Below are 17,680 nucleotides of genomic sequence, written 5' to 3' on the forward strand. Positions count from 1 at the left end.
CCGGTCGGCCCGGTGCCATGTGTCCGCATCTTGACACAGCGACCTGCGGAGCGCGCACGGACCAACCCCGAACAGAGACCTATTCGTAGCTTGGCCGTCGTGACGCTACGTGCCCGGCGATCAACCGGGCACGCAGCGTCACCGGATCGGCCGGTTTCAGGGCGTCGGCTCGACGTGGGTCGGGTCCAGGACGCGCCGCAGGAAGGTGCGGGTGCGCTCCTCCCTGGGGTCGCCGATCACCTCGGCGGGCGGTCCCTGCTCGACGATCACACCGCCGTCCATGAACACCACCCGGTCCGCGACCTCGCGCGCGAACGCCATCTCGTGGGTGACGACGAGCATCGTCATACCGTCCAGCGCGAGCTTGCGCATCACCGTCAGCACGTCGCCCACCAGTTCCGGGTCGAGTGCGGACGTCGGCTCGTCGAACAGCATCAGGGCCGGGTCCATCGACAGCGCCCGGGCGATCGCCACCCGCTGCTGCTGGCCGCCGGACAGCTGCGCCGGGAACGCGTCGATCTTGTCGCTCAGCCCGACCCGCTCCAGGTTGGCGCGGGCCACCCGGTTCGCCTCGTCCGCGGGGCGCTTGAGAACGGTGCGCTGGGCAACGGTGCAGTTGGCCAGCGCCGACAGGTGCGGGAACAGGTTGAACTGCTGGAACACCATCCCGATCTGCTGGCGGGCCTCGTCCAGGTGACAGTCCGGATGGGTGATGTCCTCGCCGCGGACGATCACCTGACCTACCTGCGGCGTCTCCAGCAGGTTCACGCAGCGCAGCAGCGTCGACTTGCCGGACCCGGACGGGCCGATCACGCAGACGACCTCGCCCTGCTCGACGGTGAAGTCGATACCGCGCAGGACATGGTTGCTGCCGAACGACTTGTGCAGGTTGTGGATCTCGACCAGTGCCATCAGCGTGTCCTCGCCGTCCGCTGCTCGAGCCTCCGGGCCAGCAGGCCCAGCGGCAGGGTGATCAGCAGGTAGCAGAACCCGCAGACCACGATCGGGGTCAGGTTCGAGTACGTGTTGGCCAGGTCCCGGCCGAAACCGGTGAGCTCGTACCCGTCCGCGGCGACGCCGATCATGAACACCAGCGAGGAGTCCTTCACCAGCAGGATCAGGTCGTTGGTGAGCGGCGGCAGCACGATCCGGAACGCCTGCGGCAGCACGATCTTCCGCATCGCGACCCCGGCCGGCATCCCGAGCGAGCGGGCCGCCTCGACCTGGCCCTTCGGCACCGCCTGGATGCCGGCCCGGATCACTTCGGCCATGTACGCCGAGGCCACGATCCCGAGCGCCAGCCACACGACGCCGTACGGGTCCCAGGGGATCGTCATCCCCGGGAACGCCAGCGGCAGCAGGCTGAACGCGATGAACACCACGATCGCCGGCAGGCCCCGGAAGAACTCGATGTAGCCGGTCGCGATCCACCGGTACGGGCCGACCTGGCTGAGCTTCATCAGCGCCAGCAGTGTGCCGCCGGCGAGTCCGATGACGAACGCGCCGGCGGTGTACTCGAGGGTCTTCACCAGCGCCTGGAGGACGCCGTCCTGGAACGTCGACTTGATGAACTCCGGCTTGAAGAAGACGCTGACGATCTGGCCCCAGTTCGCGCTGAACGCCGCGGCCAGGACCAGGACGACGAGGACGGCGTACTGGATCCAGCGGGAGCGCTGGGCCCGCTGCCGCGGGCTCAGCCCCTTCCGCTCAACGGGGGTATCGGTCGGGGTGGTCACTTCTTCGGCTCAACCCCGAACCACTTCTTGTAGATCTCGTTGTACTTGCCGTCCGACTTGGCCTTCGTCAGCAGTTCGTTGAACTTCTCCACCAGCTTCGGGCCGCTGCCGTCCTTGAGCGCGCCGAAGCCGTACTGCTCACCGGTGTTGAACTCGGCGACGACCGCCATGTCCGAGTTCTCCTTGACGAAGTCGTACAGCACGCCGTTGTCGTTGATCGCGGCGTCGACCCGGCCGGACTTCACGTTGTTCGTCTGCAGCGCGAGGTCGTTGAACGGGATCACCGTGTACCCGTTGGCCTTGGCGTTCTCGTCGGCGTACTTCTTGCCGGTGGTGTCGGCCTGCGCGCCGAGCTTCTTGCCCTTCAGATCCGCCAGCGACTTGATGCCGGAGTCCTTCTTGGCCATCAGCACCTGGGTCGCGTCCATGTACGGCGCGGTGATGCTGATCGCGGCCTGGCGCTCGGGCGTGATCGTCATCGCGCCCATGCCCATGTCGCACTTCTTCGCCTGGAACGCGGCGCCGGAGGTGACCTGGGACCACTCGATGTTGACGGTGTCCTGCTCCAGGCCCAGGTCCTGGGCGACCAGGTCGAGCAGGTCGACGTCGAAGCCGACCACCTTGGTGCCGTCCTTGTACTGGAACGGCTTGTACGGCAAGTGCGTGCAGACGGTCAGCTTGCCGGGCTTGACCAGCGTGATGCCCGCCGCCTTCGCCTTGTCCTCGGAGCCGCCGGAGTCCGAGTCGCTACCGCAGGCGGCCAGTGCGAGCGCCAGGACGGCGACCGAGGCGATCGCCTGGACGCGGCGCTTGCGGAGAGTGGGGACGATGTTCATCGCGGATTCTCCTCGACAGGGGTTGGGAATCCGAGAATCCTGGCACATCCGCGGCGATGTGGGACCCCTCACAGCAGACCAGTTGGGCCTGTGGTTTACTCGACCGACGGGTGACCCCCTGGCAACGGCGCCGTTCGACGCACCCTCATCGAACGCCCACCACCGCATGTTCCGCTCGATTTTCCCCGAAGGGTCCCCGCATGGTCGCCCAGGCTGTTGAGTCCCCCGTTCCCTCCGACCAGTACGCCGGTGACGCGGTGTTCGAACTGCACCGCGGCGGCAAGATCGAGGTCACGTCCTCGATCCACGTCAACGACGCCGACGACCTGTCGAAGGCGTACACCCCCGGCGTCGCCCGGGTCTGCACCGCGATCGCCGAGGATCCGTCGCTGGCGCGGCGCTACACCTGGAGGTCGAACGTGGTCGCGGTCGTCACCGACGGCACGGCGGTCCTCGGCCTCGGCGACATCGGCCCGTCCGCGTCGCTGCCGGTGATGGAGGGCAAGGCCCTGCTGTTCAAGGAGTTCGGCGGCGTCGACTCGGTGCCGATCGCGCTCGACTGCACCGACGTCGACGAGTTCGTCGAGACGGTCGCGCGGATGGCGCCGTCGTTCGGCGGGATCAACCTCGAGGACATCTCCGCGCCGCGCTGCTTCGAGATCGAGCGCCGGCTCAAGGAGCGGCTCGACATCCCGGTCTTCCACGACGACCAGCACGGTACGGCGGTCGTCGTACTCGCGGCGCTCCGCAACGCGTTGCGCGTCACCGGAAAGTCGATCTCCGAGATCCGCGTGGTGATCTCGGGCGCCGGTGCGGCCGGGGTCGCGTGTGCCCGGATCCTTTTGCAGGCAGGGGTCGGCGACCTCGCGGTGGTCGACAGCAAGGGCGTGCTGCACGAGGACCGCGCCGACCTGAACCCGGTGAAGCTGTCGCTCGCCCGGGACACCAACACCGGCGGGATCTCCGGCCGGCTGGTCGACGCGCTCGCGGGTGCGGATCTGTTCCTCGGCGTGTCCGGCGGGACCGTCCCGGAGGAGGCCGTCGCGCAGATGGCCGACGACGCGATGATCTTCGCGCTCGCGAACCCGAACCCCGAGGTGCACCCGGACATCGCCCACCGGCACGCCGCCGTGGTCGCCACCGGTCGCTCCGACTTCCCGAACCAGATCAACAACGTGCTGGCCTTCCCCGGCATCTTCCGCGGCGCCTTCGACGCGAACGCCTCCCGCATCACCGAAGGCATGAAACTCGCCGCCGCCGACGCCCTCGCCAACCTGATCGCCGAGTCCGACCTCCGCCCCGACTACATCATCCCGTCCCCCTTCGACGAACGCGTCGCCCCCGCCGTCTCCGCCGCCGTCGCCGCAGCCGCCGAGACCGACGGCGTAGCACGAGCCTGACCCCCTCCCCATTTGCCTGGCTCACCCACCAATTTGCCTGGCCCACCCACGCCGTCGGGGGTTTGTGACCCTGGTTGTGGGTCACAAACCCCCAATCTCCCTGGTCAGCCAGGCAAATGCGGCACGGTGGGAGGGCGAGGCGGTGACGGGGTGGCGCGGTGGTGAGGTCGGACACTGACTTGGGGCGGACCACCGCCTAGGGTGGTTCGCATGCTTGCTGCTTATGCCGCCAAGTTCGACGCCGAGAACCCGATCGCCGCGCTGGAGGTGGGGGAGCGGCCGGAGCCCGAGGCCCGTGACGGGTGGGTGACGATCGACGTACGGGCGACTGCGCTCAACCATCACGATCTGTGGTCGTTGAAGGGGGTCGGGCTGGCCGAGCAGAACCTGCCGATGATCCTCGGGTGTGACGCGGCCGGGGTGGACCCGGACGGGAACGAGGTCGTCGTGCACGCGGTGGTCTCGGACCCGGCGTGGAAGGGCGACGAGACGCTGGACCCGAAGCGGTCGCTGCTGAGCGAGCGGTACCAGGGCACGCTGGCGCAGAAGGTCGCCGTACCGGCGCGGAACGTCGTACCGAAGCCGGCCGGGATGAGTTTCGAGCAGGCTGCGTGCCTGCCGACGGCGTGGCTGACGGCGTACCGGATGCTGTTCACGCAGTCGGGGCTGAAGCCTGGTGACACGGTCCTCGTGCAGGGTGCGGGCGGTGGCGTGGCGACGGCGCTGATCACGCTCGCGCGGGCCGCCGGGATCCGGGTGTGGGCGACCAGCCGCGATGAGGGCAAGCGGGCCAAGGCGGTCGAGATCGGGGCGCACGACGCGTTCGAGTCCGGGGCGCGGCTGCCGGAGCGGGTCGACGCGGTGATGGAGACGGTCGGGCAGGCGACGTGGTCGCACTCGCTCAAGTCGCTGAAGCAGGGCGGCACGCTGGTGATCTCCGGCGCGACGAGCGGCCAGGCGCCGAAGTCCGCCGAGCTGAACCGGATCTTCTTCCTGCAACTGCGGGTCCAGGGCTCGACGATGGGCACCCGCACCGAGCTCGCCGAACTCGTGCAGTTCATGGCGAACGCCGGGATCTCACCGCACATCGACACGGTCCTGCCACTAGCCGAGGCCCGCACCGGCTTCGAGAAGATGAATACCGGCGACGTCTTCGGCAAGATCGTCTTTACTGTCTGAGTGCAACCCGAGATCCGGCCGGTCACGCCCGCCGACGCAGAGGCCGCGGCGTGGTGTCACCTGTTGTGCTGGCGGGAGGCGTACGCCGATCTGGTGGCGGCCGACCTGCTGCTGGAGCGTACGTCGAACCTCGAGCGCCGGATCGAACGCTGGACCACGCCGCTGGGTGAGGGCCGGCGACGGTGGATCGCGCTGAACCCGGACCCGGACGCGCCGGTGCAGGACCGGGTGGCCGGGTTCGTGGGGATCGGGCCGGGGCGTGACGAGGATGCGCCGGTGCCGTTCGAGCTGGAGGCGATCTACACCCGGCAGGCGTTCTGGAAGACCGGTCTCGGCGGCCGTCTGCTCGATGTTGCTGTGGGCAAGCAGCCGGCGTTCCTGTGGGTCTTCGAGGGCAACGACCGGGCCCGCGCCTTCTACCGCCGCCACGGCTTCGAACCGGACGGCGTCGGCAAGCACGACCCGTACTTCGATCTCCACGAGATCCGCCTCGTCCGGCACTAAGTTTCACGCCGGAAACATTCGCGTCGCATCGGGGCAACGCGATGGGGTCACTCTGTTCCTACCGATCCGCCCGATCGCTGAGGAGCAGGGGAGCCCATGAGGCCAACTTTGACGGTGATTGTCGACCCGGCCGACAACTGGATGGCGAAAGCCGCGTGTGTCGGCCAGGCGCCGTCGTACGACGAGACGGCCAGCTCGTGGGAGCAGCGCAAGGCCCAGGCCATCTGCCTGACCGCGTGCCCGGTGATCGAGGAATGCCGGGAGTGGGCCCGCCGGACCAAGTTCACCGGCACCGCCGCGGGCGAGAAGTTCCTCGCCGGCCGCCGCCGCGGCCGCCCCGGCCCGCAGGAACGCCGTACCCGCCCGATCATCGAAGAACAGCAGGCGAGCTAGACCCTCACGAGCTCGCCGGAGCGTTCGGCCTCGGCGAGTTCCTCGGTGCTGCGGAACGGCGCCATGATCGTCCGCACGACGTGCTCGCGGTTGTGGATCGTCGCGCCGATCGCGAGCGCCAGGTAGATCACGCTGATCACGTAACGCCCGGTCTGGCCCGGTACGGCGAACTGGATCGCGAACAGGCCCAGCAACGTCCACGCGGCCCACCGCGGGAAGCGCAGGTTCAGCAGGATCGCGAGGCCGAGCAGCGTCTGCGTCGCGGTCAGCAGGAACTCCTCGACCTGCCTCCCGTCCAGGTGCAGCGCGGCACCGCCGCCACCGATGCCGTACGCGATCGGCAGGCTCCCGACCAGCAGCGTCCACTGGTTCACCTTGGCCGAGATCAGCAGGCCTAGCGCCGCGGCGCCCTTGCCCCGCCACGCGAACAGCAGCGCCACGATGAACTCCGGCGCCTCCGACGCCAGCGGCGCGAGCCACTGGACCAGCAGGAACTGGTCGATCCCCAGCGCGTGACCGCCCGCGACGAGCGAGTCCGCGAACGGCTCGGCCGCCGCCAGGATCACCCCGGCCGAGACCAGGAACATCGCGGTGACGGTGATCCGCCGCTGAAGCTGAGGCAGCGCGCCGATCGTTGCCGCCGGCCCGATCAGGTCGGGCTCGTCGTCGTGCTCCGACGTCGCCGCCTTGAACAGGTAGTACGCGAAGAAGGCGAGCAGCAGGAGCCCCAGCACGATGTGGATCTCACCGGTCACCGGGATCACGAACGCGACCACGCCGGCGACCGCGAGGAAGCCCAGCTCGCGGCGGTAGCCGGTCTCCAGTACGAGCGCCTTGACCGTGCGCCCGCTCCGCCGCGAAGCGACGTACAGGCTGATCAGGACGACGCTGGACCAGCCGAGGCCGAGCAGCAACCGGTTCGATCCGGTCATGTTGGCGGCGGCGAACTGCACGTACGCCGGGTTCGAGCCGGCGGTGTGCGCGAAGTACAGGTCCACCGCGTACTCCGGGAGGACGGCGATGACCGCGAGCAGCGCGATCGCCAGTCCGCCCGAGATGTCCATCTCCGCCGCTTCCGCCGCCCAGGCCAGCACGAACGACGCGGCGACCACGGCGAGGCCGAAGATCAGGATCGACGCGAGCGCCGGCGGATGGGTGCCGGTGACCCGGAGGACGACCGCGGGGATCGCCACCAGGAGCAGCAGCAGAACAGGGCGGAGGGCTCGGAACACGCTTCCAGCCTGCCACCGTTTCGATACTTTCGCAATTGCGAAAGTATGAGACCGTGGTCACCACGGCACGCCGGGCTGCCCGGAGACCGCCCGAGCGGTCACAATGACTGCGCGATGACCAACCCAGAACCGACGAAGGCGCAGCTCGAATCCGCCGCGGGCACCTTCGCCATGCTCTCCGCTCCGGTCCGGCTGCACCTGGTGTCGCTGGCCGCTCAGGGGGAGTACGACGTCGGCACCTTGGCGGAGCGGGTCGGCGTCAGTATCGCCACCGCCAGTCAGCACCTCGGCAAACTCCGCCTGGCCGGCATCATCACCGCCCGCCGCGAAGGCCGCCGGCACATCTACACCGTCGACGACCCCCACGTCCTCAACCTGGTCGACCAGATCTTCGAACACATCGCCCCCGACGGCACCCTCGCCCCCGACCCACCCCGCCGCACGAGACCGCCGCACACCGACTAGAGCACGTGGCGTAGGTAGCGCTCAGGTGCCTGGAGGTACGCCTTCCAGTTCCGCACCAGCTCCAGGTCGTCCCACGTCGTACGCCGCATACCCCACTCGCCGACCTCGATGATCGCCGCGCCGGGGAGGGCTGCGATGACGGGGGAGTGGGTTGCGCAGAGGACCTGGGAGCCGGAGTCGGCCAGGCGTTGGAGTACGCCGACGACGGCGAGGCTGCTCGAGAACGAGAGGGCGGACTCGGGCTCGTCGAGGCAGTAGAAACCCGGGCGGACGAAGCGGTCGCTGATCAGGTTGAGGAAGCTCTCGCCGTGGCTCATCTCGTGGAACACCGGCTCCGGTGGGCCGGAGGTCTTCGGGTTGTGCTCGAGGTAGGTGTAGAAGCCGTGCATCGTTTCGGCGCGGAGGAAGAACCCGGCGCGTTTGGCGCCGACGCCGCGGGTGAGCTGGAGGTCGTCGGCGAGTGGTGACTCCGTCGCGCGGGTGGTCAGGCGGGCGCCGGTGGAGCCGCCTTCGGGGGAGAGGCCGAAGGCGACGGCGATCGCCTCGACGAGGGTGGACTTGCCGGCGCCGTTCTCGCCGACCAGGAACGTGACGCCCGGGTCGAGATCCAGTCCGTCGGTCAGCAGCTGGCGGACGGCCGGGATCGTGTGCGGCCAGTGCCCGGACGCGCGAATGCCCTCCGCCGCGGCAACCCGACGTACGGGCTGGGAGGCGAAGGGCATTCCCTCAGACTACTTACTCGTCCTCGTCGTCCAGCCGAGCCAGCCAGGTGGCGAAGCGCTCGATGGGCGTCTCGAACTCGGGGTTCAGGTCGACGAACTCGCGGAGGCGTTCGGCGACGAAGGCGAGGGAGACTTCTTCCTCGCCCCGTCGCTTCTCGAGCTCCTCGATTCCGCGGTCGGTGAAGTACACGTCAGCTGAACGCCTGCTTCAGCAGCGTCGCCTGCTCGGTGCCGTGGACACCGTGCGAGCCGACCGCCGGGGCGGACATCGCCGGCCGGGACACCCGGTAGAACGGCTTGCCGCCCAGGTGCTCGGTCAGGTTCAGCGCCATGAACGGCCACGGGCCCTGGTTCGCCGGCTCGTCCTGGACCCAGCGGATCTCGGTCGCGTTCGGGTACTTGGCCAGCTCGGCGACGATCTCCTCGTGCGGCAGCGGGTAGAGCTGCTCGACCCGGAGGATCGCGGTGCTGATCTTGTCCGCCTCGACCTTCTTCCGCTCCGCGAGCAGGTCGTAAACGATCCGGCCGGAGGCCAGGATCACCCGCTCGACACCGGCCGCGCCCGCCTCGGCCTCGGCGTCGCCGAGCACCGGACGGAAGGTGCCGTGGGTCAGCTCCTCCGGCTGCGACACCGCCTCCTTGCGCCGCAGCAGCTGCTTCGGCGTGAAGACGATCATCGGGACGTGCTCCTCGCCGAGCGTGTGCCGGCGGAGCAGGTGGAAGTACGACGCCGGGGTCGACGGCTGCGCCACCGTCATCGCGTCCTCCGCGCACAGCGCGAGGAACCGCTCGATCCGGGCCGAGGTGTGGTCCGGGCCCTGGCCTTCGTAGCCGTGCGGCAGCAGCAGTACCACGCCGGACTTCTGGCCCCACTTCGCCTCACCGGACGAGATGTACTCGTCGATGACCGACTGGGCGCCGTTCACGAAGTCGCCGAACTGCGCCTCCCAGAGGGTCAGCGCCTCGGGCCGCGCCACGGAGTACCCGTACTCGAAGCCGAGTGCGGCGTACTCGCTGAGCAGCGAGTCGTAGACGTAGAAGTTCCCCTGACCGCCCTCGTCGAGGTGCTGCAGCGGGACGTAGTCCTGCCCGTTGACCCGGTCGATCACGGCGGCGAACCGCTGGACGAACGTGCCGCGACGGCTGTCCTGCCCGGCGAGCCGGACCGGACGTCCGTCGAGCAGCAGCGAGCCGAGGGCGGTGATCTCCGCGCTGGCCCAGTCGATCGGGCCCTCGGTGATCGCGTGCGCGCGCCGTTGCAGCTGCGGCATCACCTTCGGGTGCACGGTGAAGCCGGCCGGCAGCGTGGTGTGCGCGTCGGCGATCTTCTTCAGCACCTCCGGCGTGATCGCGGTCGCGTCCGGGCCCTCCGGCTTGTCCGGGTATTCGGGCGCGGTCACGTACGGCGGCGGCGTGTCGGGCTGGCTCTTCGCCTCGCGGACCTCGGCGAAGACCCGCTCGAGCCGGTGCTGGAAGTCCTGCATGGCCTGCTCGGCCTCATCGATCGTGATGTCGCCACGGCCGATCAGGGCCTCGGTGTAGAGCTTGCGGACCGAGCGCTTCTGCTCGATCAGGTCGTACATCAGCGGCTGGGTGAAGCTCGGGTCGTCACCCTCGTTGTGACCGCGGCGGCGGTAGCAGACCAGGTCGATGACGACGTCCTTGTTGAACGCCTGCCGGTACTCGAAGGCCAGGTCGGCGACCCGGATGCACGCCTCGGGGTCGTCGCCGTTCACGTGGAAGATCGGCGCCTGCACCATCCGGGCCACGTCGGTCGAGTACATCGACGAGCGCGACGAGGCCGGCGAGGTGGTGAACCCGACCTGGTTGTTCACGATCACGTGGATCGTGCCGCCGGTCCGGTAGCCGCGAAGCTGGGACAGGTTCAGCGTCTCCGCGACCACGCCCTGGCCGGCGAAGGCCGCGTCACCGTGGACGAGCAGCGGCAGTACGGGGAACGCGGCGCCGCGGTCCAGGATGTCCTGCTTGGCCCGGACGATGCCCTCGAGCACCGGGTCGACGGTCTCCAGGTGCGACGGGTTCGCCGCCACCGAGACCTTGATCTTGTCGCCGAACTCGGAGACGAACTCGCCCTCGGCGCCCAGGTGGTACTTGACGTCGCCGGAGCCCTGCACGGTCCGCGGGTCGATGTTGCCCTCGAACTCGCGGAAGATCTGGCCGTACGACTTGCCGACGATGTTGGCCAGTACGTTCAGCCGGCCGCGGTGCGCCATGCCGATCGCGACCTCTTCCAGGCCCGCGCCGGCGGCCTCCTCGCAGAGCTCGTCGAGCAGCGGGATCGTGGTCTCCGCGCCCTCGAGCGAGAAGCGGCGCTGACCGACGTACTTGGTCTGCAGGAAGGTCTCGAACGCCTCGGCCTCGTTCAGCTTGGCCAGGATCCGCAGCTGCTCCTCGCGGGGCGGCTTGGTGTGCGGGCGCTCGACCCGCTCCTGGATCCACTTGCGCTGCTCGGGGTCCTGGATGTGCATGTACTCGATACCGGTGGTGCGGCAGTACGAGTCGCGCAGGATGCCGAGGATCTCGCGGAGCTTCATGAACCGCCGGTCGCTGCCGCCGAACGAACCGGTGGCGAACTCGCGGTCCAGGTCCCACAGCGTCAGGCCGTGGGTGGCGACGTCGAGGTCGGGGTGGCTGCGCTGCTTGTACTCCAGGGGGTCGGTGTCGGCCATGATGTGGCCGCGCACCCGGAACGCGTGGATCAGCTCCAGGATCCGGGCCTGCTTGCTGATGTCCTCCTCGTGGCTGTGCGGGAGGTCGGCGGCCCAGCGGATCGGCTCGTAGGGGATCCGCAGCGACTGGAAGATCTCGTCGTAGAAGCCCTCGCCGCCGAGCAGCAGCTGGTGGATCCGGCGCAGGAACTCACCCGACTGGGCGCCCTGGATGATCCGGTGGTCGTACGTCGAGGTCAGCGTCATCACCTTGCTGACCGCGAGCTTGGCCATCGTCTCGTCGGCCGCGCCCTGGTACTCCGGCGGGTACTCCATCGCGCCGACGCCGATGATGCAGCCCTGGCCGGTCATCAGCCGCGGCACCGAGTGCTGGGTGCCGATCGTGCCCGGGTTGGTCAGGCTGATCGTGGTGCCCTGGAAGTCCGGCAGCGCGAGCTTGTTGTCGCGGGCCCGGCGGACGATGTCCTCGTACGCCATCCAGAAGTCGGCGAAGGTCATCTCCTCGGCGCCCTTGATCGACGGCACCAGCAGCTGCCGGGTGCCGTCCGGCTTCTGCATGTCGATGGCCAGGCCGAGGTTGATGTGCGCCGGGTGGACCAGGGTCGGCTTGCCCTCGGTCTCGTCGTACGACGCGTTCATGTCCGGCAGCGTCTTCAGCGCCTTGACCAGCGCCCAGCCGATCAGGTGGGTGAAGGACACCTTGCCGCCGCGGGCGCGCTTGAGGTGGTTGTTGATGACGATCCGGTTGTCGATCAGCAGCTTGACCGGGACGGCGCGGACGCTGGTCGCGGTGGGGACCGTGAGGCTGGTCTCCATGTTCTGCGCGGTCCGCGCCGGGGCGCCGCGGAGGATCAGCCGCTCGGTGTCCGCGCTGGTCGCGGGGGCGGGCTTGGGCTGAGCGCTGGGCGGCTGGTTCACCGTGCCTCCGGTCGGGGCGCCGGACTTCGCCGGTGCTTGCTTCGCTGCGGGCTGAGCCTGCGGCGGCGTGGCCTGCGCGGCGGCGGCCGGGGCCGGCTGCTTCGCGGCGGTCGTGGCCGCGGGTGCGCTCGAGGCCGGCGCGGACGTCGCCGTACCGCGGCTCGGCGCCTCGGGCGTCTTGTTGTCGGACACCGCGTCGGGCCGGGGAGCGTCGGCCGGGGTGGTGTTCACCGGCGTCGCGTCACCTGGTTTGTAGGTCTTGAAGAAGTCGAGCCATGCCGGATCCACCGAATTCGGGTCCTGCTGGTACTTCTCGTACAGCTCGTCGACCAGCCATTCGTTCGCACCGAAGGCTGCTAGGGGATTGGTGTCTGATGGCTCGGTGGCCACTGGGCAGTTCGCCTCTTCCGATTTCGGGTCCGGTACCGCGGTTCGTTAATGCTGATGTTATGGGTGGTGTCCCAAGCAAAGGCTAATAGCAGGGGGACCACTTCCACAGCTCGGGACCACCGGACCAGTGTGTCGAGTGGTCGGGCTCTGGTGACCGGATCCATCGGTGCCTGAAACACTGCCCACAAAGGTGTTTCAGGCCACACGCCGTCCTCTCACCGCCTGCCGGTGCGGAGAGCAACGGTCATAGCTCCGGGACGCCTTGCAGAGGTGGCTTTCCGGCGGTTCGCCACGGCTGGTCCGGAGAGCGCCCTGAGCGTGGCTGGCCACTGTATGCAGTTGTCCACTTGCCGCCCGTGACGATCATCACTGTGCAGAAGTGTGGTCAACGTCACGCTCCGAATCAGTCCACCTGGGCATGATTGGCCTTCATCGGCTCGACAGCCGCCGCACCAGCTTCAAGCCTGACCAGGTCGCGTCGATCGCGCACACCTTCACGTCGACGACCCCGAGCGGCAGCGCCAGCTCGCGGATCCCGTTCTCGTCGAGGTCGGTCGGTACGCCGGAGGACCGCTTCGGCCAGGCGGTCCAGATCATCCCCGCGGTCGTGGTCCGGTCGAGCAGCACCGGCAGCCGCTTCGTCAGCCGGGCCCGGTCGGGGCAGAACATCAGCACGACGTCGTACGGCATACGTCCGGCGCGGCGCGCGACCGACGTACCCGGCGGGAGTCCTTCGACGACGAAACCGGCCGGGGCGTTGTCGAGCAGGACCAGATGGTCCGCCTTGATCCCGAGCTTGGCCGCGAGCGGCTTGCCCGAGTACCCGGGAGTGCTCATGGTCGGATGCTAAGGCTCGACGCGGGATGCGGCAGCTCGACAGTACGTATACGTCCACTGGCCCAGGTGCCGGCCGGGCGCCAGGCGCGGGAGTGCGTGTAGTAGGCGTATACGTACTGTCGAGCCGCTGTCTCACACCTCGGTGGCGACGAGCTGCTGCTCTGCGACGGTGCGGAGCTCGGGGGCGGTGTGGGCGCTGGAGACGGCGGCGGAGCGCGGGGTCTGCCAGATCTTCTCGAGGACCTGGGCGAACGCCGACGCGTCGTCGTGGGTGTCGAAGTCGAGGTCGATGAGGACCCGCGCGGGGTCGTCGACGGGGCGGCTGATGCGGTACGCGAGCACGTGGTGGTCGCGGCGGGCGCGGTCGTAGCGGTCGAAGGCCGCCTTCCACGCGTCGTAGTCGGCGATGGTGTTCTCGATGTGCAAGGTGATCATGCGGCCAGCGTGCGCTCGCCGGCTGCGAGTGTCCCATCCCCGATCCTGGGGATCTTTCGTACCCTCACGGTGTGTGGGAACGCTTGTGCTCCGGCTCGCTCGACGCCAAGGACCTGCGCGAACGAGCCCTGACCGAGCTGCGGCACGCGGTGCCGTACGACGGTTACGTGTGGGCGCTGACCGACCCGATCACCCGCGTGGGCACCGCCCCGCTGGCCGACATCCCCGGACTGGCGTGGTCCGACCTGCCCGGCCTGATCCGCTCGCGATACCTGGCTGAAGGCACCCGCTGGACCGACCCCGGCAACCCTTCGGTGTGGCGTCGCAGCGAGTCCGTCGAGGTCCTGACCACAACCTTCGCGGACCGCTACGGCTGCTGGGCCTGGCTGGATCTCTGGCGCAGCATCCCCTTCACCGCCGAAGAACAAGCGTTCCTGGCCTCAATCGCCCCACTCCTGACCACCGCCCTCCGGCAATCCCAAGCCAGAACCTTCGCTCCCGCTCAACCCGCTCTCTCGCGCGAGCGGCCGCCAAGATCCAGCGAGTCGGAGGGTGGGCCTGCTGTTCTGCTGCTTGGGGCGGACCTGCAAGTCCGGGTCGGCACGCCTGCGGCTCGCGAGGCCCTGCAGCGGTTGAATCCTCCCGACGATCCGACCGTGGTGGCGCAGGCGATTCCCGCCGCGGCGTACAACCTGGCGGCGGCCCTCATCGCCACGGAGAACGGCGTAGGAGTAGGCCCGCCGTGGTCACGGGTCCACCTCGGCTCCGGGCGCTGGATCACCCTCCGCGCGGCCCGCACCGCACCCGACGGCGACATCGCTGTCACCATCGAGGAATCCACCCCGGCCGAACGCCTCGAGGTCTTCGCGCTCGCCCATGCCCTGACGCCCCGCGAACGCGAGATCCTCACCGAGCTGACCACAGGCGCCGACTCCCGCCGGATCGCGCACCGCCTGGTGCTGTCCGAACACACCGTCAACGACCACGTCAAGGCGGTCCTCGCCAAAACCGGCGCCGCGACCCGCCCCATGCTCCTCGCCCGGGTCGCCGGAACCGGCTGAACCGCCCCCGGCGAGGGCATACTTACGAAATGGCGTTGACGGATGAGGCGATCGTCAAGATCAAGGGGATGATCACCTCGGGGGAACTGGGGCCGGGGGACCGGTTGCCCAAGGAGGCGGATCTCGCCGCCCGGCTGGGGTTGTCGCGGAACTCGCTGCGGGAGGCGGTCAAGGCGCTCACGCTCGTCAACGTGCTGGACGTCCGGCACGGTGACGGGACGTACGTGACCAGCCTCGACTCGGCGCATCTGCTGGACGCGCTGAACTTCATGGTCGACCTGCACCGCGACGACTCGGTGCTGCAGTTCTTCGAGGTACGGCGCCTGCTCGAGCCCGGTGTGGCGGCGCTGGCCGCGACCCGGATCAGCCCGGAACAGGTCACCGAGCTGCGCCTGCTGACGAGCGATCTCGCGCCGGACGCGTCGGTCGAGGAGCTGGTCGCGAACGACCTGCGGTTCCATCGGGGGATCGCCGAGGCGACCGGGAATCAGGTGGTCTGCTCGCTGCTCGACGGGATCTCCGGCGCGACCCAGCGGGCCCGGATCTGGCGCGGCGTCACCCAGGCCGGTGCGGTCGAACGCACCCTCGCCGAACACGCCGCGATCCTGGACGCCATCGAGATCCGCGACGCCGAAGCGGCCCGCGCCTGGATGACCGCCCACATCGCCGGCGTCGAAACCTGGCTCCGCAAGGCCTCCTGAGCCCGAGCACCTGGTGCGTTGGCCCGCAGCATTTGGTGGGTTGACGTCCGAGATGCTGGGTTTGCGTCCGAGATCCGGGGCGTAAACCCGACATCTCGGACGTAGACCCACCAGATGCTGCGGTGAGTGGTCGGGTGCGGCGAGGGGCGGCGCGGGGTACAGACGGGGTATGGGGTACGAACCGCCGCCGCCGCGTAGTGCGTTGACGCTGCGGATCGTGCTGGCGTCGTTCGGGCTGGTGCTGTGGATCGCGGCTGCCGTACTGGCCGCGGTGCTCGAGCTGCCGGTTGGGTGGGTGATCGCGTTCGCGGTGCTCGGCGTGGTCGCGCTGGTCGACCTGGTGATCGTTGCCCGGCGCAAGCGTTCGGAAAGTGGTTGATCAACCCAACCGGGATCCGTAAGCTTGGGGAGTCACATTCCCGAGGGCAGGGGTTCGAGTTGTCGAACTGAGGTCTTTCTCCGTAACTGATTGATCGCCACCTCATCGGTGTGCGGTCTCGTTTCGAGACCTCGGCTGGAGTCGACAACTCATGAGCATTTCCCTGTCCTGTACCGATCTCTTCTTCGCCTGGCCCGACGGCGAGGTGCTGTTCGACGGCCTGACGTTCGTCGTCGGCCCGGTCCGTTCCGGGCTCGTCGGCCGCAACGGCGCGGGTAAGTCGACGCTGCTCCGGCTGATCGCCGGCCGGCTCACCCCGCAGCGTGGGGCGATCCGGGTCAGCGGCGAGCTCGGGTACCTGCCGCAGGACCTGACCCTCGACACCTCGTTGCGGGTCGACCAGGCCCTCGGTATCGAGGCCGTCCGGCGGGCGATCACCGCGATCGAGTCGGGTGACGCCTCGGAGGAGAACTTCGGGATCGTCGGCGACGAGTGGGACGTCGACGAACGCGCCGAGGCGCTGCTCGGCAAGCTCGGGCTGGGCGCGATCGACCTGGACCGCAGCGTCGGCGAGCTGTCCGGCGGCGAGACGATCCTGCTCGGGCTGGCGGCCGAGTTGCTGCGGCGTCCCGACGTACTGCTGCTCGACGAGCCGACCAACAACCTCGACCTGCGGGCGCGGCGGCATCTGTACGACGCCGTTGACCAGTTCCGTGGTGCGTTGGTGATCGTCAGCCACGACCGCGAGCTCCTGGATCGCGTCGACCAGATCGGGGACCTGCGCAAGGGCGAGGTCACCTGGTACGGCGGGAACCTGACCGCGTACGAGGAGGCGGTCGCGATCGAGCAGGAGGCCGCGGAGCGGATGCTGCGGGCGGCGGAGGCCGACGTACGGAAGCAGAAGAAGGATCTGGTCGAGGCGCGGATGAAGATGGATCAGCGCCGCGCCCGGGGACAACGTGCTTTCGAGCAGGGCGGGATCCCGAAGATCATCGCGGGCGGGTTGAAACGGTCCGCCCAGGTGTCGGCGGGGAAGCATCTCGGGATGCAGTCCGAGCGGCTCGACTCGGCGCAGGAGGCGCTCGCGGACGCGGAGGAGAAGGTCCACGACGACGACGCGATCCGGGTCGACCTGCCGAAGACCGCCGTACCGGCCGGCCGCATCGTGCTGCGGCTGGAGGATCACGTACTGCGGACCGGGGCGCATGTCGACCTGGAGATCCGTGGTCCGGAGCGGATCGCGCTGACCGGGTCGAACGGCGCCGGGAAGACCACGCTGCTGCAGTCGATCGTGGCGGGGGAGCTGCCGGCGGTCCCGTTCCGGTACCTGCCGCAGCGGCTCGATCTGCTGCGGGACGACCTGTCGATCGTGGACAACCTCGCGTTGCTGGCACCGAGTACGGAGAACCAGGAACGGCGGGCGCGGTTGGCGCGGTTCCTGTTCCGTGGACGGGCCGCGGATCAGTTCGTCAGCACGCTGTCCGGTGGCGAACGCTTCCGGGCGACGCTGGCGGCGCTGCTGCTCGCGGAACCGCCGCCGCAGTTGCTGATGCTGGACGAGCCGACGAACAACCTCGACCTCGCCAGCGTGGCGCAGTTGAAGGATGCGTTGGCGTCGTACAACGGGGCGCTGGTGATCGCCAGTCACGACGTGCCGTTCCTGCGCGACATCGGCATCACGCGGTGGGTCGAGCTGACCTCGGAGACGCTGACCGACATCGATCCGCTGTAGGCGACTCGCGGTGAGCCCCGTCACCTTCTGGTGGCGGGGCTTTCCCGTGCCTTGATTTCTGATACCCCCT

At 69.0% G+C, this 17,680-nt stretch carries 18 protein-coding genes; 9 read left to right on the plus strand and 9 right to left on the minus strand.

What is annotated here, in order from left to right; translation table 11 throughout:
• Window positions 1-156 precede the first annotated feature (156 nt).
• Genes E0H92_RS12700 through E0H92_RS12710 form a run of 3 tightly spaced genes read right to left on the minus strand, consistent with a single transcriptional unit; the run spans window position 157 to window position 2,572 of the window.
• Entirely contained in the window at window positions 157-912 is a 756-nt protein-coding gene (locus E0H92_RS12700) for an amino acid ABC transporter ATP-binding protein (protein WP_131496321.1), read from the minus strand.
• A complete protein-coding gene (locus tag E0H92_RS12705; protein ID WP_131467607.1) occupies window positions 912-1,736 on the minus strand; it encodes an amino acid ABC transporter permease in 825 nt (274 codons plus the stop codon). Before E0H92_RS12705 ends, E0H92_RS12700 begins: the two co-directional genes overlap by 1 nt.
• Window positions 1,733-2,572: an ABC transporter substrate-binding protein gene (locus E0H92_RS12710; RefSeq protein ID WP_131496322.1), complete on the minus strand. Its 840-nt coding sequence runs from the start codon at window positions 2,570-2,572 to the stop codon at window positions 1,733-1,735. Before E0H92_RS12710 ends, E0H92_RS12705 begins: the two co-directional genes overlap by 4 nt.
• Before the next feature lie 200 nt (window positions 2,573-2,772).
• On the opposite strand from E0H92_RS12710, the gene E0H92_RS12715 reads away from it, so the two are divergent.
• The 4 genes from E0H92_RS12715 to E0H92_RS12730 all read left to right on the plus strand — a co-directional run bounded on the left by E0H92_RS12715 (window position 2,773) and on the right by E0H92_RS12730 (window position 6,048).
• Window positions 2,773-3,972, plus strand: a complete 1,200-nt coding sequence (locus E0H92_RS12715; RefSeq protein WP_131496323.1) for an NAD(P)-dependent malic enzyme — start codon at window positions 2,773-2,775, stop codon at window positions 3,970-3,972.
• Window positions 3,973-4,182: 210 nt separating this feature from the next.
• A complete protein-coding gene (locus E0H92_RS12720; protein WP_131467604.1) occupies window positions 4,183-5,151 on the plus strand; it encodes a zinc-binding dehydrogenase in 969 nt (322 codons plus the stop codon).
• The gene (locus tag E0H92_RS12725) at window positions 5,152-5,655 is read left to right on the plus strand and encodes a GNAT family N-acetyltransferase (RefSeq protein ID WP_131496324.1); all 504 of its coding nucleotides are present in this window, start codon (window positions 5,152-5,154) and stop codon (window positions 5,653-5,655) included. It abuts the gene before it with no gap.
• Between the two features lie 96 nt (window positions 5,656-5,751).
• On the plus strand, window positions 5,752-6,048 hold the full coding sequence (locus tag E0H92_RS12730; RefSeq protein ID WP_131285173.1) for a WhiB family transcriptional regulator: 297 nt from the start codon (window positions 5,752-5,754) through the stop codon (window positions 6,046-6,048).
• Here the strand turns inward: E0H92_RS12730 and E0H92_RS12735 are convergent.
• The gene (locus E0H92_RS12735; protein WP_131496325.1) at window positions 6,045-7,280 is read right to left on the minus strand and encodes a sodium:proton exchanger; all 1,236 of its coding nucleotides are present in this window, start codon (window positions 7,278-7,280) and stop codon (window positions 6,045-6,047) included. The genes E0H92_RS12730 and E0H92_RS12735 overlap by 4 nt on opposite strands.
• Window positions 7,281-7,394: 114 nt before the next feature.
• Between E0H92_RS12735 and E0H92_RS12740 the strand changes: the two genes are divergently transcribed.
• Entirely contained in the window at window positions 7,395-7,745 is a 351-nt protein-coding gene (locus tag E0H92_RS12740) for an ArsR/SmtB family transcription factor (RefSeq protein WP_131285169.1), read from the plus strand.
• Here E0H92_RS12740 and E0H92_RS12745 read toward each other — a convergent pair.
• From E0H92_RS12745 to E0H92_RS12760, 5 genes are all read right to left on the minus strand, one after another.
• Window positions 7,742-8,467, minus strand: coding sequence for an AAA family ATPase (locus E0H92_RS12745; RefSeq protein WP_131496326.1), 726 nt, complete (start codon window positions 8,465-8,467; stop codon window positions 7,742-7,744). The genes E0H92_RS12740 and E0H92_RS12745 overlap by 4 nt on opposite strands.
• A gap of 13 nt (window positions 8,468-8,480) precedes the next feature.
• Window positions 8,481-8,657 (minus strand): DUF6104 family protein, encoded by a 177-nt coding sequence (locus E0H92_RS44125; RefSeq protein ID WP_165546996.1) that lies wholly within the window; start codon window positions 8,655-8,657, stop codon window positions 8,481-8,483.
• Between the two features lies 1 nt (window position 8,658).
• The gene (locus E0H92_RS12750) at window positions 8,659-12,465 is read right to left on the minus strand and encodes a multifunctional oxoglutarate decarboxylase/oxoglutarate dehydrogenase thiamine pyrophosphate-binding subunit/dihydrolipoyllysine-residue succinyltransferase subunit (RefSeq protein WP_131496327.1); all 3,807 of its coding nucleotides are present in this window, start codon (window positions 12,463-12,465) and stop codon (window positions 8,659-8,661) included.
• 429 nt (window positions 12,466-12,894) lie between these two features.
• Window positions 12,895-13,302, minus strand: a complete 408-nt coding sequence (locus E0H92_RS12755) for a DUF3052 domain-containing protein (protein ID WP_131496328.1) — start codon at window positions 13,300-13,302, stop codon at window positions 12,895-12,897.
• Window positions 13,303-13,434: 132 nt separating this feature from the next.
• Window positions 13,435-13,737 (minus strand): hypothetical protein, encoded by a 303-nt coding sequence (locus E0H92_RS12760; RefSeq protein ID WP_131496329.1) that lies wholly within the window; start codon window positions 13,735-13,737, stop codon window positions 13,435-13,437.
• 71 nt (window positions 13,738-13,808) lie between these two features.
• On the opposite strand from E0H92_RS12760, the gene E0H92_RS12765 reads away from it, so the two are divergent.
• The 4 genes from E0H92_RS12765 (at window position 13,809) to E0H92_RS12780 (ending at window position 17,610) form a co-directional block, all read left to right on the plus strand.
• A complete protein-coding gene (locus E0H92_RS12765; protein ID WP_202873583.1) occupies window positions 13,809-14,798 on the plus strand; it encodes a helix-turn-helix transcriptional regulator in 990 nt (329 codons plus the stop codon).
• A gap of 29 nt (window positions 14,799-14,827) precedes the next feature.
• Complete coding sequence (locus tag E0H92_RS12770) at window positions 14,828-15,499, plus strand: FadR/GntR family transcriptional regulator (RefSeq protein WP_130383802.1); 672 nt, start codon at window positions 14,828-14,830, stop codon at window positions 15,497-15,499.
• 169 nt (window positions 15,500-15,668) lie between these two features.
• Complete coding sequence (locus E0H92_RS12775; protein WP_131496330.1) at window positions 15,669-15,878, plus strand: DUF6343 family protein; 210 nt, start codon at window positions 15,669-15,671, stop codon at window positions 15,876-15,878.
• A gap of 151 nt (window positions 15,879-16,029) precedes the next feature.
• Window positions 16,030-17,610, plus strand: coding sequence for an ABC-F family ATP-binding cassette domain-containing protein (locus E0H92_RS12780; protein ID WP_131496331.1), 1,581 nt, complete (start codon window positions 16,030-16,032; stop codon window positions 17,608-17,610).
• Window positions 17,611-17,680: the final 70 nt, after the last annotated feature.

Source organism: Kribbella speibonae (genome assembly GCF_004331375.1).
In the GTDB taxonomy this organism is placed as follows: Bacteria; Actinomycetota; Actinomycetes; order Propionibacteriales; family Kribbellaceae; genus Kribbella; species Kribbella sindirgiensis.

Coding starts and splice junctions, on each gene's coding strand:
- E0H92_RS12700 (WP_131496321.1), bottom strand. CDS start 912: ATGGCACTGGTCGAGATCCACAACCTGCACAAGTCGTTCGGCAGCAAC.
- E0H92_RS12710 (WP_131496322.1), bottom strand. CDS start 2,572: ATGAACATCGTCCCCACTCTCCGCAAGCGCCGCGTCCAGGCGATCGCC.
- E0H92_RS12715 (WP_131496323.1), top strand. CDS start 2,773: ATGGTCGCCCAGGCTGTTGAGTCCCCCGTTCCCTCCGACCAGTACGCC.
- E0H92_RS12720 (WP_131467604.1), top strand. CDS start 4,183: ATGCTTGCTGCTTATGCCGCCAAGTTCGACGCCGAGAACCCGATCGCC.
- E0H92_RS12730 (WP_131285173.1), top strand. CDS start 5,752: ATGAGGCCAACTTTGACGGTGATTGTCGACCCGGCCGACAACTGGATG.
- E0H92_RS12740 (WP_131285169.1), top strand. CDS start 7,395: ATGACCAACCCAGAACCGACGAAGGCGCAGCTCGAATCCGCCGCGGGC.
- E0H92_RS12745 (WP_131496326.1), bottom strand. CDS start 8,467: ATGCCCTTCGCCTCCCAGCCCGTACGTCGGGTTGCCGCGGCGGAGGGC.
- E0H92_RS12755 (WP_131496328.1), bottom strand. CDS start 13,302: ATGAGCACTCCCGGGTACTCGGGCAAGCCGCTCGCGGCCAAGCTCGGG.
- E0H92_RS12760 (WP_131496329.1), bottom strand. CDS start 13,737: ATGATCACCTTGCACATCGAGAACACCATCGCCGACTACGACGCGTGG.
- E0H92_RS12770 (WP_130383802.1), top strand. CDS start 14,828: ATGGCGTTGACGGATGAGGCGATCGTCAAGATCAAGGGGATGATCACC.
- E0H92_RS12775 (WP_131496330.1), top strand. CDS start 15,669: ATGGGGTACGAACCGCCGCCGCCGCGTAGTGCGTTGACGCTGCGGATC.
- E0H92_RS12780 (WP_131496331.1), top strand. CDS start 16,030: ATGAGCATTTCCCTGTCCTGTACCGATCTCTTCTTCGCCTGGCCCGAC.